The following is a 17,395-nucleotide window of genomic DNA, read 5'->3' on the forward strand; positions in this document are numbered from 1 at the left end:
AAAAAGTGGCCCTATCATTAAATTAAAATTGATAAGGCCTCATTTTTACTCAATAGAAATTTGATATCTATTAGGACCAATATGATAAAGAATCATTGTTTTTCTAAGCAACTCCTCTCTTGAAATATAATTTTTAGCCTCTCCCCAATGGATCTGAGTAACACTATTATTTTGTTTATATGTTTTACTATCGATCCTGCTGTCATGTGTCAGCTTTAATTTAAAATCACCATAACAAACCCCATTGACTATTATTTCAAAAATGGCCTCCGCTCTTTCTAAATGTTTTTTATTAGGATTGACATCTATAACCCATGTTAGATCACCAAATAAATCATTTCTGAAATAATGTCGCTGGTCAATATTGCTGAACAATCCTTTTTTGAAAAACATTGAGCCTGTTGGGTTTGTTTTTATAGCTGTCGGTATATTTAAATCCCTTCTGGTTAAAGGTTTACTTTTCCATATTTCACCCACATAATTTTCATTATGTGATATGTGTCGAGTAATGCTGGTTAATTTTTTTGTTGCAATAACCTTTGGGAATTCAGGGACAAATTTAGGTTTTTTACTTTTTGTTTTACTTAGTATTAATGCTGAATTTTTAATATCTTCATCTTCTAAAAAACCATCTTCATGTAAAATATTTAACTCTTCATTACTATTAATTCTTCTTACATTATTAGGATGTTTTTTTTTCAAAAAATCGAAACTTGACTTAATTTTATCTGTTAAAACATCATAATCTGATGATCCCTTTTGTAAAAAAACATGCGTACTAATTTCTATATTTTCATTAAGCCCAGAGTATGTTAGATTTGCACTACCAGTAATGATATGTATTCCTTCCTTCTGAAAAGCAAGATATATTTTAGGGTGGAATATTCTCGATACTGTTCCCATATTTATTAAATATGGAGAAATACCACATTTAATAATTTCCTCTACCGCTTGCTTTGAGGTTACACCATTAGCAATACCAACGAATAGTTCAACTTTATCTTTGAACTTGGAGAGCGTCTCTTTGAGCAGATGCACTCCATTTTTTCTTGCAAATGCCACGCTAATGATAATCTTATTATTCTTTTCATCTGATAACACATTCTTTATTGAATGAATATGTTCATCTCCTGAAACCAAACCCTGTAGTAGTATATTTTTTAAAATCATCTGCATTAATTCTATTTTAGAACACTTATCTTGTTCAACAGGGAAGAACTATAGAATTCTCCCTGAAAACTTTAAGCGTCAATGTATTGAAATTAAAAAATCGAAGTTTTCATCGATGGCCTTGTATAGTTCAAGGTCACAACCGACTAAATCACGACGCTGAATAAAATATTTGGCATCATCCCAGTGCAGTCCCGTTGTATAATTATTCTGACCGGCTTCCCATGAAGGTTTATGACTTAACTTAAGCTTAAACGTACCTACCGATGTACCTTTTATTTGTATATGAAAGGTTGCCTGAGCCATTTCCTTTCCATCAATTTTATACCATAGCAATCCAGAGAATAACTGATATCGGAAATATTCCGTTTGATCAATAACTTTACCATTGTGAGTATAGCCAGCCTGTGTAAGGCGTAACACGCCAGAAGCATGTCCTTGGACCAGTAGTTGCAGGTCCCCGTCTGGGAGGTTTGGTTTTCTCCAGCCTAAGATGAATGCCATTGTACGTATCTCCATGTAGTGTAGTCTACATATTTATATTAAAATCCCCTCAGTTGCACAAGGTTTATTACATTTTTATCATTATTTTTCTATAAATAACTTTCGTTATTATCTATTCGTGAACTATGTATATTCGCAACATTAATATACTAGCGTGCAAGATTAAAATATGTTTAGCACATCAAGCCTTCGTATCATTAAAAGGAGCCAAATATTTTCATCACAATAACAGGCATCAAAAAAAATGAATCATTGGCACTGATAAAAAGCAACATTTAAAAGAGGGCATTCTCAGCCGAATGCTGGTCACTAAAAAAATCAGGTCCAAAAATACGAGTTTCTTAATAAGAAAAATAAGGATTATCCCCGATCCCTTCATTTTACTTCTAAGCATTATTATGAATTTATATCCTTTAAAATTCTTAAGTGATTGGCATTACCTTCTCAGCCATATTTTTTATAACGAACTGTCAGTTTTTAAAATCGTATGGCCGTAATATCCCTTCCCGATTCGCATCCAGAAAATCAGCCCACCATTGCAGCATCAGTTTGCGCTCATCAAGATGCTCAGCTTTATGAATATATGCCGCACGCACTGAGTTCCGCTCCATATGGCTCATTTGCCGTTCCACTGCATCCCTCGACCACAATCCAGACTCAATCAATGAACTACAGGCCATTGTCCTGAAACCATGCCCACAAACCTCAACCTTCGTGTCATAACCCATAACACGCAGCGCCTTGTTCACCGTGTTTTCACTCATCGGTTTGCGATGGTCGTGATCGCCAATGAAAACAAAATCGCGATCGCCACTAAGTTTGTGTACCTGTTTAAGGATTGCTAACGCCTGACGAGATAATGGCACCAAATGAGGTGTACGCATTTTTGAGCCACGCTGGGAGTGCTTCACCCCTTCAATAGCTTCTCGCTCTGCTGGTATCGTCCACATAGATGTTTCAAAATCGATCTCTGACCAACGAGCAAAACGCAGTTCACTGGAACGAATGAAGACAAGGAGGGTTAGTTCAACGGCAAGACGAGTCAAAGGCCTACCGGTATAACTGTCAATGCGTTGAAGGAGTTCAGGAGTACGCCTCAACTCCAATGCTGGTCGATGCTGCCGGTTACTTGAAGCAACGGCACCAACCATCTCCTGCGCGGGATTGTAGTCGAGCAAACCGCTCTGTACTGCATAACGCATAATTGCCGTAGTACGTTGTTGTAGCCGTGAAGCTACCTCAAGACGTCCAGACATCTCTACGGCTTTGATTGGCACTAACAGATCTCTCGTTTTAAGTTCAGCAATGTTACGTTTGCCTATGGCAGGAAAGAGGTTGTCCTCCAGACTTTTCAGCACCCGCCGACTATGTTCTTCCGACCACTTTTTATTTGTGGCATGCCACTCAACGGCGAGCTGTTCAAAAGTGCGTGCTTCTTCCAGCTCAACTTTGTCATTTTTCTTTTTGTCTCCCGGATCAATGCTGTTTGCCAAAAGCTTACGCGCTTCATCACGACGAGCTCTGGCATCTGCAAGGGACACTTCAGGATATACACCCAAAGCCAGCATCTTTTGTTTCCCCCCAAAGCGGTACTGCAGACGCCAATACCTTGAACCATTTGGATGGACGAGAAGATGCATACCGTTGCCATCAGTAAGCTTGTATTGCTTATCCATTGGCTTGGCTGTTCTGACTTTGATATCTGTTAGAGCCATGCTTATCCCCTCCCTGTTGGTACAAGCATTATCGAACCGGAAATACCATCACCTGTACCAACATCTGTTGGTAGATGTACATTGAAGTCGGTTGACCTTGAGAGAGTTAATATAGCGGGAATGATGGGTAAATACTGGATTTTAGGCACAAAAAAAGACGTCCGTTGACGTCTATTGATATTCCGATGGTGCCGAAGGCCGGACTCGAACCGGCACGTATTTCTACGGTTGATTTTGAATCAACTGCGTCTACCGATTTCGCCACTTCGGCACTGAAGGGGTATGCGGAAACGTTGTGGATTATACCTGTCGCTGGCGGCCTTGCAAGCGGCGCTGTACGTAAGTGGCGTTAAGTGCTGAATTTTTCATCGTTCCCCTTTGCTCTGACCTGCCCGCCTGATAAGCCCTCCCTCACCTCACACATTCAGCAAATCTATCGTTCTACGGTTTACATCAGCTTTCATTTGTTATGTGATCCTGTTACGGGTTTTAGTACCCACCTCCCTTTGCACTAGCAAACCGTAACCAGGAAAACGTATGCGTTTTTACCAGGTCGATCCTGCGCTGGAAAACTACTGGCGGGGCGTGATCCTCTTTGGGAACAACTTCGCCACCTACAAGTTTGCGCTGGCCCATGCGCTGTACGATGTCGAGCGCAATAACACGCTGGTGATGCTGGAAGATTTAGCTGTGCCCTTCAGCAAACATATCTGTGAGCATCTGAAGCTGGCGCCAAAACAGACGCTCAATATGAGCAAACAGGGGCCATTTTTAACCGCAGCCGTGCAGTACAGCAACGGTGAAATTTCCCATGGACAGCTGATTCAGGCGACGGTAAAACACGGCTTTAAGGTGGTGCTGGATGCCTTCCATAACGTCAGCGGCAGCCAAATTGATAAGCAGTTTTTTATCAACGAGGTACGGAGCAGCCAGGGCATCCGCCTGACGGATGACTTTTATCGGCTGATGGAAGCCCCGCAGTTTCACAACCTGATTCATGAAACAGATGCCCGCTGGCGTCTGGTCGAGAAAGCCTGGGAGATGAACCTGCCTCCGCAACTGCTGGACGTGCATTTCGATCCGCAGCAGGAAACGTTATTTACCCAGCTAGCCAACAGCCGCATCACGCTAACCAACTGCCGTAACAGCCTGAATGGCTATCAGAAAGGCCATTGTTTTTACTGCCACGCCCCTGTCAGCCTCGAAACCGGTCACCCTCTGCTGGCGGATGTCGATCATTTCCTGCCGCTGGTTGCTCAGCATGGCATGCCTGGGACTAACCTCAACGGCGTCTGGAACCTGGTTCTTGCTTGCCAAAGCTGCAATCGGGGTGAGCAAGGCAAGTTTGCCAGAGTGCCACACATCGATCTGCTTTACCGGCTTCACGCCCGCAATGAATACTTCATTAACAGCCGCCTGCCGCTGCATGAGGCAATCATCAACCAGACGGGCAATAATGAGGCTAAACGCAGAGCATTTTTAAACGACAGGTGGAATGAGGCACATGCTTGCCGCCTGCAAACCTGGCAACCGATTATGCAGAAGGAACTGATTCTCTGATGAACTCCAGTTATTACCAGATTCATGCCCAAACTTTTTTCGACGGCACGGTGAACGTGGATATGTCCTCGCTACATGAGACGTTTACCAGTCGCCTGCCTGCCCATGCAAAAGTGCTGGATGCAGGGTGTGGTTCCGGGCGGGACGCTTTTGCCTTTACGCAGATGGGCTATCAGGTAGAGGCTTTCGATGCCTCTCCTGAGCTGGTTACGCTCGCACGCGAGCATACCTGCCTGCCGGTGGAACAGATGACTTTTGCTGAGGTAGATGCAAAGGACGTGTACGACGGTATCTGGTGCTGTGCCTCCTTGCTTCACGTCCCTTTTGTACAGTTGCCGGGCGTAATGCAGAAACTGGCGGCAGCTTTAAAGCGGAAGGGCGTCTGGTACTTCTCATTTAAGTATGGCGATAGCGAGCGTGAGAAGGATGGCCGCAGCTTTACCGATATCAATGAGGAAAGACTGGCTACTCTTTTACAGGATCTGTCCGATCTGGAGATCGCAGAACAATGGATCACTCAGGATGTTCGCCCCGATCGCGATGAGATGTGGCTGAACGTTATTCTTATTCGCCGCTAACCAACCCGAGGAGCCCCCATGTCCAACCCCAACCCCACATCCCCCATACGAGTCGCCATCATCGGGCCGGGGCAGATCGCCGAGAACGTGCACGCAGCTTACTATACTACTAATCCTTCTCTGGCTTTGGTGGCGGCCTGCGGGCGCGATCTGGCGCGGACTCGAGCGTTTGCAGATAAGTTAAACATTCCGGCGGTGTATGACGATGTCGGGCAGATGCTGCGTGAGGCGAAGCCGGAGATCGTCAGCGTTTGTTCGCCCAATATTCTGCACTATGAGCACGTGATACAGGCGCTGGAGGCGGGTTGCCATGTGCTTTGCGAGAAGCCTCCGGCGATGACGGTGGCGCAGGCCGACGAGATGCGGCGGGCGGCGGAAAAGGCCAATCGGGTGCTGGCCTATAATTTCCACCATCGCTTTGCGCTGGACAGCGCCCTGCTGCGCGAGCAGGTTCAGGCTGGGGCGCTGGGGGATGTCTATGTCACCACGGCCAAAGCGCTGCGCCGCAGCGGCGTGCCGTCGTGGGGGAATTTTATCAGTAAGGAGTCGCAGGGCGGCGGCCCGCTGATCGATCTAGGCATTCATATGCTCGACGCCGCGCTTTACGTGCTCGGCTTCCCAAAAGTAACGCGGGTGATGGCCCACAGCTTCCGCAGGCTGGGCAACACGAAAAACAGCGGCCAGTATGGCGAGTGGGATCCGGCGCTTTATACGGTGGAAGACGCGTTGTTCGGCGTCGTCGAGTTTGAAGGCGGCGGCATTCTACGTTTGGACACCTCTTTTATTCTCAACGTGGAAGAAACCTCGCAAATGAACGTCGAGTTCTGCGGCGAGCGAGCCGGTGCCACGCTGTTCCCGGTCCATATTTATCATGACCGCGACGGCAAGCTGGAAACGCTCCAGCACCGGGAGACCGCCGACGATCGCCGCCATTTCCGTGCCATGGAAAGCTTTGTGCGCCACGTTCAGGGCGAGGCAGCCATGGTGGCCGATGCAGAACAGGGTTATGTCGTGCAGCAGATCGTCGCCGCGCTCTACGCTTCGGCGGAACAGGGCGGCGGCTGGGTAACGCTTTAACACTACCAGGCACATTCCACCAGGTCGCTCCTCCATCCAATGTTCTACACTGGTTGCAGAGCCAATATGGAGGAAGAGCGATGTCTGTTATCAAAAGTTATGCCGCGCCAAAGGCCGGTGCGGAGCTGGCGCTTCAGGATTTCGACGCGGGCGATCTGCTGCCGGAAGATGTCGAGGTTAAAGTCGAGTACTGCGGCATCTGCCATTCGGATTTGTCGATGATCGACAACGAATGGGGTTTCTCGCAGTATCCGCTGGTCGCCGGGCATGAGGTGATTGGCCGCGTGCACGCGCTGGGATCGGCGGCACAAAACAAAGGGCTCAAAGTCGGCCAACGCGTGGGCATCGGCTGGACGGCGAGAAGCTGCGGCCACTGCGATGCGTGTATCAGCGGCAGCCAGATAAACTGCCAGGAAGGCAGCGTGCCGACCATCGTGAACCGTGGCGGCTTCGCCGATAAAATTCGCGTGGACTGGCAATGGGCGATCCCGCTGCCGGACTCCATTGACATAGAATCCGCCGGGCCGCTGCTGTGCGGCGGCATCACGGTGTTTAAACCGCTGCTGATGCACCACATAACCGCCACCAGCCGCGTGGGCGTGATCGGCATCGGCGGCCTTGGGCATATCGCCATCAAGCTGCTGCATGCTATGGGCTGCGAGGTGACGGCGTTCAGTTCTAACCCATCCAAAAAAGAAGAAGTGCTGGCGATGGGCGCGGATAAAGTGGTGAACAGCCGCGATCCGGCCGCGTTAACCGCGCTGGCAGGTCAGTTTGATCTGATCATCAATACCGTCAGCGTTGACCTCGAGTGGCAGCCCTATTTCGAAGCGCTGGCCTACAGCGGCACGTTCCACACCGTGGGCGCGGTGATGAAACCGTTCCAGATCCGCTCCGGCACGCTGATCGGCGGCGACCGCAGCCTTTCCGGGTCGGCAACCGGCTCTCCGCACGAGCTGCGTTCGTTGATGAAGCTGGTTAGCCGGGCGAAGGTTCAGCCGCAGATCGAGCTGTACCCGATGTCGAAAATCAACGAAGCCATCCAGCATGTGCGTGACGGCAAAGCCCGCTACCGCGTGGTATTAAAGGCGGATTTCTGATGTAAGAAAGGCTCCCGAGGGAGCCTTTTTAATTACTTCACCAGCCCGGCAAACACCGCAGCGACGGCAACAGCTCCGGGATCTTTCACCCCATCGAGGTTGTCGCTGTTCACATAGGACGAGCGCCCGGCGTTGGCTTTTTGCATCTTCGCCGTGTCATCCGCGCCCTTCTCTGCGGCCTTCGCGGCGGCGTTCAGGTCTTTATCCCTCAGCGCTTCCAGCGCCGGCTGCAGGGCGTCGATTAACGTTCTGTCGCCCAAATCCGCCCCGCCATAGCGCTTCATCTGTGCCAGGCCAAACAGCAGGGACTCCGCCAGCGGCTGCTTCTCACTGACTTTTTGCCCGGCGGCGGTGAAGAAGATCGACATCAGCACGCCGCTGGAGCCGCCCATCACCGTTGCCAGCCGCTCGCCCACCAACCCCAGCAGCGAGGCGGCGTCGTTCAGCGGCAGCTTGCCTTTGTCGTTCAGGTTGGCGATGTCGCGCGCACCTTCGGCAAAGGTTGAGCCGGTATCGCCGTCGCCCACTTTGGCGTCCAGCGCGTTGAGGTGGTTCTCCTGGGCGATCAGCGTTTGGGTCACGCTTGCGACCAGCGCTTTCACCTCATCGTTGGCAGACGGTTTTACCGCGTGGTCTTCACGGATAACCGCCTGCTTCTGCTCCGGCATCTTGTGGTATTTCACCATCGGCTGCCAGCCTGCGGTTTCCACCTCGGATTCCAGCGCCTGAATAAAGTCCGGGTTCAACTTGATGGCAGAGAGCGAGAAGCCTTTCATGTCCAGGGCGCTGACCAGCGGCGCGGGGCCAATCAGATACTTGATCTGTGAACCGAGATCCGAATGCATCAGCTCTTTGGTCAGCAGCGCCATCTCTAGCGAGGAAACGCCGCCGAGGTTGTTGATCAGCACCGCCAGGTCGCTCTCTTTGCCTGTCGCTTCACGCAGGTGCTTCACCAGCGTGGCAATCACTTCTTTGCTGTTTTGTGTGTCCACCGTGCTGGCACCCGGCTCGCCGTGAATACCCAGCCCAAGCTCGACGTGTCCGCCCTTAATGCGCCCTTCTTCTTCTTCGCTGCCCGGCAGGTTGCAGGTTTGCATCGCCACGCCCATGCTGGCAATGCTGTCGCAGGCTTTCTGCGCGATGTCCCGCACGTCGCAGAGAGATTTGCCCTGCTCTGCGGCATGGCCCGCAATTTTATGGACTAATGCCGTGCCGGCAATACCGCGCGGCTGTTTGTTGTCCGGCAGCGAGATGTCGTCGCCGACGATCACCATCTCGACCTTCAGGCCGTGCTTTTTGGCTTTCTCGGCGGCAAGACCAAAGTTCAGCCTGTCGCCGGTGTAGTTTTTGACGATCAGCAGGCAGCCGCGATCCCCGGTCACGCCGACGATCGCATTCAGCACCGCATCGACGCTCGGGGAGGCAAACAGGTCGCCACACACCGCCGCGGTCAGCATCCCTTTGCCGACAAAGCCCACGTGCGCAGGTTCATGGCCGGAACCGCCGCCGGAAATGATCGCCACTTTGCTTTTGTCCCAGTCGCTGCGGGTCACCACGCGGATGGCCGGGTCGATATCCAGCCGCACAAGGTTGCGGTAGCGGGAACTGACAATGACGCCTTCGATGGCATCGTTAACCAACTGCTTGCGATCGTTATAAAAGAATCTGGACATAGCTTTCCCAGGTTGTGTAAGAGATCTGCCAAGCATAGACCTTCGCCGGGCCGAGGGGGTAAACATGGGAAGATCCTGATGCTCAATTCGTGCGGAAGGCTATGCTTTAGACAAATGTTGCCACAGGGAAACGCTCATGACTGAACCACTGCTGATTGCCAGAACTAAAGAGACTGAACTGCATATTCTGCCCAACATGGCGAACCGCCACGGGTTAATCACCGGCGCAACCGGGACGGGCAAAACCGTGACGCTGCAGAAGCTGGCTGAGTCCTTCTCAGAGATTGGCGTGCCGGTGTTTATGGCCGACGTGAAGGGAGATTTAACCGGCGTGGCCGAAGAAGGTGCCGAGTCTGAGAAGCTGCTCGCCAGGCTTGCTAATATCGGCGTGACGGACTGGTCGCCACACGGCAACCCGGTAGTGCTGTGGGATATATTCGGCGAGAAAGGCCATCCGGTGCGCGCCACCGTCTGCGATCTCGGGCCTTTGCTGCTGGCGCGGCTGTTGAACCTGAACGACGTGCAAAGCGGCGTGCTGCAAATCATTTTCCGCATTTCAGACGACCAGGGCCTGCCGCTGCTGGACTTTAAAGACCTGCGCGCCCTGACTCAATACATCGGCGATAACGCCAAAGCTTTCCAGACGCAGTACGGCAATATCAGCAGCGCTTCCGTCGGCGCCATCCAGCGCGGGCTGCTTTCTCTTGAGCAGCAGGGCGCGGAGTATTTCTTCGGCGAGCCGATGCTAGACATCAAAGACTGGATGCGCACCGATTCAAACGGCAAAGGGATCATCAATATTCTGTCGGCGGAAAAGCTCTACCAGATGCCGAAGCTGTACGCCGCCAGCCTGCTGTGGATGCTGTCCGAGCTTTACGAACAGCTGCCGGAAGCGGGCGATCTCGACAAGCCGAAGCTGGTGTTTTTCTTTGACGAAGCGCACCTGCTGTTTAACGACGCCCCGCAGGTTCTGCTGGATAAAATCGAGCAGGTGATCCGCCTGATCCGCTCCAAAGGCGTCGGCGTGTACTTCGTGACGCAAAACCCTGCCGATGTGCCGGACATTGTGCTTGGCCAACTGGGTAACCGCGTCCAGCACGCCCTGCGCGCGTTTACGCCCAAAGACCAGAAGGCGGTGAAGGCAGCGGCGCAAACCATGCGAGCGAATCCGGCTTTTGATACCGAAAAGGCGATACAGGAGCTGGGCACCGGTGAGGCGCTAATCTCCTTCCTCGACGCCAAAGGCAGCCCGACGATGGTTGAGCGCGCGATGGTGATCGCCCCCTGTTCGCGCATGGGGCCGGTGACGGACGACGAGCGTAACGGCCTGCTGAATCACTCGCCGCTGTACGGCAAGTATGACGAAGTGATTGACCGGGAATCGGCCTACGAAATACTGCAAAAAGGCGTGCAGTCTGCGGGAGAGCAGCAGGATGCGCCGCCAGCCAAAGGCCAGAGCGTGGCGGTGGACGACGGTATTCTCGGCGGGTTGAAGGATATTCTGTTCGGCAGCACCGGGCCACGAGGCGGCAAGCGCGATGGCGTGGTGCAGACGATGGCGAAGAGCGCGGCGCGGCAGGTGACGAACCAGATTATTCGCGGCGTGCTGGGCAGTATTATGGGGGGGCGTAAGCGCTAGGTTCTGCGATTTCCCCCTCACCCTAACCCTCTCCCTCAAGGGAGAGGGGACATTTCTTTTTCTGCTTTACCGTTTGCGCCTATCCATGTGAGAGCGGGGATTTTTCTTTCCGCTCTGCCCCCTGGCACTTCTTCACTTTCCCCCTCTCTCTTCCAGGAAGAGGGGACATTTCTTTTTCTGCTTTACCGTCTGCGCCTATCCATGTGAGAGCGGGGATTTTTCTTTCCGCTCTGCCCCCTGGCACTTCTTCACTTTCCCCCTCTCCCTTCCAGAAAGAGGGGACATTTCTTTTTCTGCTTTACCGTCTGTGTCTATCCATGTGAGAGCGGGGATTTTTCTTTCCGCTCTGCCCCATGGCGCTTCTTCACTTTCCCCCTCTCCCTTCCAGGGAGAGGGCCGGGGTGAGGGTAATAATCCCTGCAATAACAGCCACATGACTCACCAGGTCTGTTTTGTGCTAGATTACGCCGGTTTTTGGAACTCAGTCAGAAGAAAAGATTAAATAATGCGCAAATTCTGGACAAAAGAAGAAACTTTGTGGAGTTTCGCCTTATATGGTACTGCCGTTGGCGCAGGAACCCTTTTTCTCCCCATTCAGCTCGGCTCCGCCGGGGCCATCGTTCTCCTTCTCACGGCCTTGATTGCCTACCCGCTGACCTACTGGCCGCACCGGGCATTGTGTCAGTTTATCCTGTCAGCAAAGACCTCTGGCAGCGGCGGTATCACCAGCGCCGTGACCCACTACTACGGCAAAACGATCGGCAACCTGATCACCGGGCTCTACTTCGTCGCATTCTTCGTGGTGATCCTGATTTATGCCGTCGCCATTACCAACTCGCTTATCGAACAGCTGGCCAAGCATGGGCCGATTACGACCACAATCAGAGTGCTGGTGAGCCTCGGCGTGGTTGCGGCACTGAACCTGATCTTCCTGATGGGGCGGCAGGTGACCATCAAAGTGATGGGGTTCCTGGTTTTCCCGCTGATTGCCTACTTCCTGTTTTTATCCCTCTATTTGACCAGCAGCTGGCAGACGTCTTTGCTGACCGAGGGCTTAGTCCTCGACCGCCACGCACTAGGTGAGATCTGGATGTCGATTCCGGTGATGGTTTTCGCCTTCAGCCACACGCCGATTATCTCTACTTTTGCCGTCGCACAACGCGAAAGCCACGGCGAAGGCGCGATGAATAACAGCAAGAAAATCATGCGGGTCGCTTACTTTGTGATTTGCTGTAGCGTGTTGTTCTTCGTGTTTAGCTGCTTCCTGTCGATTCCGGCTCAGGATATTACCGCCGCGAAGGCTCAGGGCCTGACGATTCTGTCCGCGCTGTCGATGGTGCCGGGCACGCCCGCCTGGCTGGGCATTTCAGGCTTTGTCGTCGCGATTGTGGCGATGTCTAAGTCCTTCCTCGGCACCTATTTCGGGGTGATTGAAGGGGCGACGGCGATAGTTAAGTCCTCGCTGGGTGCGGCGGGTATGAGCCGAAGCCGGGCTTTCTGCCGGGCGCTGTCTATTACCCTGATTTCACTGCTGACCTTCGTGGTGTGTTACATCAACCCAAATGCGCTGGCGATGATTTACGCCATCAGCGGGCCGCTTATCGCCCTGATCCTCTTTATTATGCCAACGCTGTCGACCTACCTGGTGCCCGCGCTTAAGCCGTGGCGTTCTCTGGCTAATCTGCTGACGCTAATTATCGGGATTTTGTGTGTGTCGGTGATGTTTATTCACTGAGTTCCCTCTTCGAGAGGGAAAGAGGCAAAAGGCAAGAAAAGCAGAAGAGTATCAGTCAGATCCCCTCTCCCTTATAGGGAGAGGGTTAGAGTGAGGGTTAACTTATCCCGCTCTTTTCGTCAGCATCCAGAGGCTGATCAGCAGGAAGGTCACGCTAGGCAGCAGCGCCCCCAGAATCGGCGGAATGTTGTACACCAGTGTGAGCGGGCCAAACACCTGGTCCAGCACGTAGAAGATAAAACCAAAGCTTATCCCCGTCACCACTCGCACGCCCATCGGCACGCTTCGCAGCGGGCCAAAGATGAACGACAGCGCCATCAGCATCATTACCGCCACCGAGACCGGGGCGAAAATCTTGCTCCACATATTTAGCTGGTAGCGCCGGGAATCCTGGCCGCTGGTTTTCAGGTACTTGATGTAACCATAAAGCCCACTGATCGACAGCGAGTCAGGATCAAGCGCAACCACACCAAGCTTGTCAGGCGTCAGGTTGGTTTTCCATTCCCCGCTCACGGTTTGCGACCCAGTGATCTGCTTTGGATCGGAGAGATTTGATTCGTCAACCTGCGACAGACGCCAGACTTTATGCTCGGCGTCATACTTCGCCGCCGCGGCATTGCGAACAGAAAGCAGGCGGCGCTCACCGTTGAAATGGTAAATCATGATGCCAGCAATTTCTGTTTCGCTGTTGACGTGATCGATATAGACGAAGTCATGGCCGTCTTTCGCCCAAATGGCGTTGGTGGTGGACAGCAATGAGCCGCCAAGCAGCATTTGCGCACGGTAGTTACGCGCCATTTGCTCCCCCTGAGGGGCAACCCACTCGCCGATTGCCATCGTCAATAGAACCAGCGGAATCGCGGTTTTCATCACCGAAGAGGCGATTTGCATCCGGGTGTAACCGGACGCCTGCATCACCACCAGCTCGCTGCGCTGAGCCAGCATCCCCAACCCCAGCAGCGCGCCTAATAACGCGGCCATCGGGAAGAAGATCTGAACATCTTTTGGCACGCTGAGCAGGGTGTACATCCCCGCGCCCAACGCGGAGTAAGAGCCCTGACCCGTTTTCTTCAACTGGTCAACGAACTTAATGATCCCCGACAGCGACACCAGCATAAACAGCGTCATCATGATGGTGTTTAAGATGGTTTTACCGATATAACGGTCAAGTACGCCAAACATTTAAGCCGCTCCTTTGTAGCTAAAGCGGGCACGCACTTTGCGCATAGGTACCGTATCCCACAGGTTCAGGACAACGGCCAGCGCCAGATACGCCAGGTTGACCGCCCACATCCAAATCATCGGATCCAGCTTTTCCTTTGCCCCGCTGGAGCGCAAAGAGCTTTGCAGCAGGAAGAAGACCAGATAGAGCAGCATCGCTGGAAGCATCGACAGCACGCGCCCCTGACGCGGGTTCACCACGCTCAGCGGCACCACCATCAGCGCCATAATCACCACCGACATGATGAGCGTCAGGCGCCAGTGCAGCTCGGCGCGCGCGGAGGGCTCAGGATTCTTCCACAGTTCGGTCATGCTCATCTGGCTGATATCGGAGGGATCGAGCATCACCGCCTGATGCCCCACCACGGCCTGATAATCTTTAAAATCTGTAATGCGGAAATCGCGCAGCGCCGAGGTGCCTTCAAAACGGGTACCAGTGTTCAACTTCACGATCTGCGTGCCGTCCGGGCGCTGGAAGATTTGGCCAGAGTCCGCGACCACAACGGAAGGGCGAGTACTGCCCTTCGGACGTACCTGAGCGAGGAAGACATCTTTAAACTCTTTCCCCTGTACGCTTTCGATAAACAACACCGCGCTGCCGTTAGTCGCGACCTGGAACTGCCCTTGCGCCAGGGCTGCCATGCCAGGGTTAGCTCTGGCTTCAGCCAGCACTTCGTCCTGATGACGAGCGGACCACGGGTTCAGCCACATCACGTTTACGGTGGCCACAATACCGGTGAAGAGTGCGAGAACCATCGCGGCTTTGACCAGTACTGCTTTACTCAGACCGCAGGCATGCATTACCGTGATTTCACTCTCGGTGTACAAGCGGCCGAGCGTCATCAGTAAGCCGAGGAAAAGGCTCAGGGGAAGGATTAGCTGCGCCATCTCTGGCACACCTAAACCCAGCAAAGATAACACCAGATTTGTCGGAATTTCGCCGTCGGCAGCAGCACCGAGGATCCTGACCAGCTTCTGAGCAAAGAAAATCAGCAGCAAGATGAAAAGGATCGCCAGCTGGCTCTTAAGCGTCTCCCGAACCAGATACTTTATGATAATCACATTAAATACACCTGTAGAAACGAGTCTTTTTGCAGGAAAATCGCTTGTTTCATCGCTTATACGTCATTTATTCTCTTTAATCGTCGAAAACATCGCTAAGATTACATAGCCCGGCGAACTCGCATTACGGGACGATGTTCAGACACAAGAGAAAACGTAAATCCATTCGTTAAGATTAACACGAAGTCATCGCAACAGCGGAGATGAGTTACTCAAGCTTGCAATTTTAGCCTGTAGCCCCCGCCGTTGTCTTTAAGATTCAGGAGCGTAGTGCATGGAGTTCAGTGTAAAAAGCGGTAGCCCCGAGAAACAGCGTAGTGCCTGCATCGTTGTGGGAGTCTTTGAACCGCGTCGCCTGTCCCCGATCGCAGAACAACTCGATAAAATCAGCGATGGCTACATCAGCGCGCTTCTGCGCCGTGGTGAGCTGGAAGGAAAACCAGGGCAAACCTTATTGCTTCACCACGTACCGAACGTGCTGTCTGAACGCATTCTGCTGATTGGCTGCGGCAAAGAGCGCGAGCTTGATGAGCGCCAGTACAAGCAGGTGATTCAGAAAACAATCAACACGCTCAACGACACCGGCTCAATGGAAGCGGTTTGCTTCCTGACCGAACTGCACGTCAAAGGCCGCAACACCTACTGGAAAGTGCGCCAGGCAGTTGAGACAGCTAAAGAGACGCTGTACAGCTTCGATCAGCTGAAAACCAACAAAACCGAACCACGCCGCCCGCTGCGTAAAATGGTGTTCAACGTGCCAACTCGTCGTGAGTTGACCAGCGGTGAGCGCGCCATTCAGCACGGCCTGGCTATCGCTTCCGGCATCAAAGCCGCGAAGGATCTCGGCAACATGCCGCCAAACATCTGTAACGCCGCCTACCTGGCCTCTCAGGCTCGTCAACTGGCGGACTCGTTCAGCAAAAACGTGGTCACCCGCGTGATTGGCGAACAGCAGATGAAAGAGCTGGGCATGCATTCCTACCTCGCGGTAGGTGAAGGCTCGCAGAACGAATCACTGATGTCGGTGATTGAATATAAAGGCAATGCCTCCCCGGATGCTCGTCCTATTGTGCTGGTTGGCAAAGGCTTAACCTTCGACTCCGGCGGTATCTCCATCAAGCCTGCCGAAGGCATGGATGAGATGAAGTACGACATGTGCGGCGCGGCTTCCGTGTACGGCGTGATGCGCATGGTTGCTGAGCTGAACCTGCCGGTGAACGTGATTGGCGTACTCGCTGGCTGTGAAAACATGCCTGGCGGGCGCGCTTACCGTCCGGGTGACGTGCTGACCACGATGTCAGGGCAGACCGTTGAAGTGCTCAATACCGATGCCGAAGGCCGTCTGGTCCTGTGTGACGTGCTGACCTACGTTGAGCGCTTCGAGCCAGAAGTGGTTATCGACGTCGCAACGCTGACCGGCGCCTGCGTGATCGCCCTTGGCCATCACATCACCGGCCTGATGTCGAATCACAATCCGCTGGCGCACGAGCTTATCAGCGCCTCTGAGCAAGCCGGTGACCGCGCATGGCGCCTGCCACTGGGTGACGAGTATCAGGAACAGCTGGAGTCCAACTTTGCCGATATGGCAAACATTGGCGGTCGTCCTGGCGGGGCTATCACTGCGGCGTGCTTCCTGTCGCGCTTTACCCGCAAGTACAACTGGGCTCACCTGGACATCGCCGGTACCGCATGGCGTTCCGGCAAGGCAAAAGGCGCAACTGGCCGCCCAGTCGCCCTGCTGTCTCAGTTCCTGTTGAACCGTTCCGGGTTTAACGGCGAAGAGTAAGCGTAAAGCTTTACCCTCACCCAGAACGGGCATAAAACGCCGTTTGCTTCCCTCGCCCTTCTGGGAGAGGGTTAGGGTGAGGGGCAACAACATTCAACTTAACAAGCTGGTCTCATGAAAAACGCAACGTTTTACCTGCTGGATAACGACACCCATGCCGAAGGGCTGAGTGCCGTGGAACAGCTGGTGTGCGAGCTGGCTGCGGATGGATTCCGTGCAGGCAAGCGGGTGCTGGTCGCCTGCGAAAACGAACAGCAGGCGATTCGCCTCGACGAAGCGCTCTGGCAGCGAGATGCTCAGGCATTCGTCCCGCACAATCTGGCTGGGGAAGGCCCGCGCTACGGCGCACCGGTTGAACTGGCATGGCCCCAGCGCCGCGGCAGCGCGCCTCGAGATTTGCTGATTAGCCTGCTGCCACAGTTCGCAGATTTTGCCACCGCTTTCCTGGAAGTGATAGACTTCGTACCTTACGAAGAATCCCAGAAACAACTGGCTCGTGAACGCTACAAAGCGTACCGCGTTGCCGGTTTCCACTTGACTACGGCGACCTATACCCCGCCGGGAACGACATAGCA

The 17,395-nt window shown here is 53.0% G+C and carries 14 protein-coding genes and 1 tRNA gene; 8 read left to right on the forward strand and 7 right to left on the reverse strand.

Annotation, left to right across the window (positions count from 1 at the left end; genetic code table 11):
• Nucleotides 1–45: 45 nt before the first annotated feature.
• From LH23_RS24245 to LH23_RS02460, 4 genes are all read right to left on the reverse strand, one after another.
• On the reverse strand, nt 46–1,170 hold the full coding sequence (locus tag LH23_RS24245) for a phospholipase D family protein (protein ID WP_231560167.1): 1,125 nt from the start codon (nt 1,168–1,170) through the stop codon (nt 46–48).
• A gap of 78 nt (nt 1,171–1,248) precedes the next feature.
• Nucleotides 1,249–1,674, reverse strand: a complete 426-nt coding sequence (locus LH23_RS02450) for a hypothetical protein (protein ID WP_231560168.1) — start codon at nt 1,672–1,674, stop codon at nt 1,249–1,251.
• Nucleotides 1,675–2,144: 470 nt separating this feature from the next.
• Nucleotides 2,145–3,389 carry a tyrosine-type recombinase/integrase gene (locus LH23_RS02455; protein ID WP_039287931.1) on the reverse strand — a complete coding sequence of 415 codons (1,245 nt, stop codon included), beginning with the start codon at nt 3,387–3,389 and terminating at the stop codon, nt 2,145–2,147.
• A 186-nt stretch (nt 3,390–3,575) separates the two neighbouring features.
• A tRNA-Leu gene (locus LH23_RS02460) sits at nt 3,576–3,660 on the reverse strand.
• 266 nt (nt 3,661–3,926) lie between these two features.
• On the opposite strand from LH23_RS02460, the gene LH23_RS02465 reads away from it, so the two are divergent.
• The 4 genes from LH23_RS02465 to ahr all read left to right on the forward strand — a co-directional run bounded on the left by LH23_RS02465 (nt 3,927) and on the right by ahr (nt 7,704).
• Entirely contained in the window at nt 3,927–4,949 is a 1,023-nt protein-coding gene (locus LH23_RS02465; RefSeq protein WP_039287935.1) for an HNH endonuclease, read from the forward strand.
• The gene (locus tag LH23_RS02470) at nt 4,949–5,527 is read left to right on the forward strand and encodes a class I SAM-dependent methyltransferase (protein WP_039287939.1); all 579 of its coding nucleotides are present in this window, start codon (nt 4,949–4,951) and stop codon (nt 5,525–5,527) included. Before LH23_RS02465 ends, LH23_RS02470 begins: the two co-directional genes overlap by 1 nt.
• A gap of 18 nt (nt 5,528–5,545) precedes the next feature.
• Nucleotides 5,546–6,604 carry a Gfo/Idh/MocA family protein gene (locus LH23_RS02475; RefSeq protein ID WP_039287942.1) on the forward strand — a complete coding sequence of 353 codons (1,059 nt, stop codon included), beginning with the start codon at nt 5,546–5,548 and terminating at the stop codon, nt 6,602–6,604.
• Nucleotides 6,605–6,684: 80 nt separating this feature from the next.
• Nucleotides 6,685–7,704, forward strand: a complete 1,020-nt coding sequence (gene ahr / locus LH23_RS02480; protein WP_039287945.1) for an NADPH-dependent aldehyde reductase Ahr — start codon at nt 6,685–6,687, stop codon at nt 7,702–7,704.
• Nucleotides 7,705–7,736: 32 nt separating this feature from the next.
• Here ahr and LH23_RS02485 read toward each other — a convergent pair whose 3' ends face one another.
• Complete coding sequence (locus LH23_RS02485; protein ID WP_039287948.1) at nt 7,737–9,377, reverse strand: dihydroxyacetone kinase subunit DhaK; 1,641 nt, start codon at nt 9,375–9,377, stop codon at nt 7,737–7,739.
• A 136-nt stretch (nt 9,378–9,513) separates the two neighbouring features.
• Here LH23_RS02485 and LH23_RS02490 point away from each other — a divergent pair, with 136 nt between their 5' ends.
• Nucleotides 9,514–11,016: a helicase HerA-like C-terminal domain-containing protein gene (locus tag LH23_RS02490; protein ID WP_039287950.1), complete on the forward strand. Its 1,503-nt coding sequence runs from the start codon at nt 9,514–9,516 to the stop codon at nt 11,014–11,016.
• Between the two features lie 505 nt (nt 11,017–11,521).
• Nucleotides 11,522–12,751, forward strand: coding sequence for an amino acid permease (locus LH23_RS02495; protein WP_039287953.1), 1,230 nt, complete (start codon nt 11,522–11,524; stop codon nt 12,749–12,751).
• Nucleotides 12,752–12,853: 102 nt separating this feature from the next.
• Here the strand turns inward: LH23_RS02495 and lptG are convergent, their stop codons facing one another.
• Nucleotides 12,854–13,933: an LPS export ABC transporter permease LptG gene (gene lptG / locus LH23_RS02500; RefSeq protein ID WP_039287956.1), complete on the reverse strand. Its 1,080-nt coding sequence runs from the start codon at nt 13,931–13,933 to the stop codon at nt 12,854–12,856.
• Nucleotides 13,934–15,034 carry an LPS export ABC transporter permease LptF gene (gene lptF, locus LH23_RS02505; RefSeq protein WP_039287959.1) on the reverse strand — a complete coding sequence of 367 codons (1,101 nt, stop codon included), beginning with the start codon at nt 15,032–15,034 and terminating at the stop codon, nt 13,934–13,936.
• A 274-nt stretch (nt 15,035–15,308) separates the two neighbouring features.
• Between lptF and pepA the strand changes: the two genes are divergently transcribed.
• Nucleotides 15,309–16,820 (forward strand): leucyl aminopeptidase, encoded by a 1,512-nt coding sequence (gene pepA, locus LH23_RS02510; protein WP_008460793.1) that lies wholly within the window; start codon nt 15,309–15,311, stop codon nt 16,818–16,820.
• 114 nt (nt 16,821–16,934) lie between these two features.
• Entirely contained in the window at nt 16,935–17,393 is a 459-nt protein-coding gene (locus LH23_RS02515) for a DNA polymerase III subunit chi (RefSeq protein ID WP_039287963.1), read from the forward strand.
• Nucleotides 17,394–17,395: the final 2 nt, after the last annotated feature.

The organism is Cedecea neteri (genome assembly GCF_000758305.1).
In the GTDB taxonomy this organism is placed as follows: Bacteria; Pseudomonadota; Gammaproteobacteria; order Enterobacterales; family Enterobacteriaceae; genus Cedecea; species Cedecea neteri_C.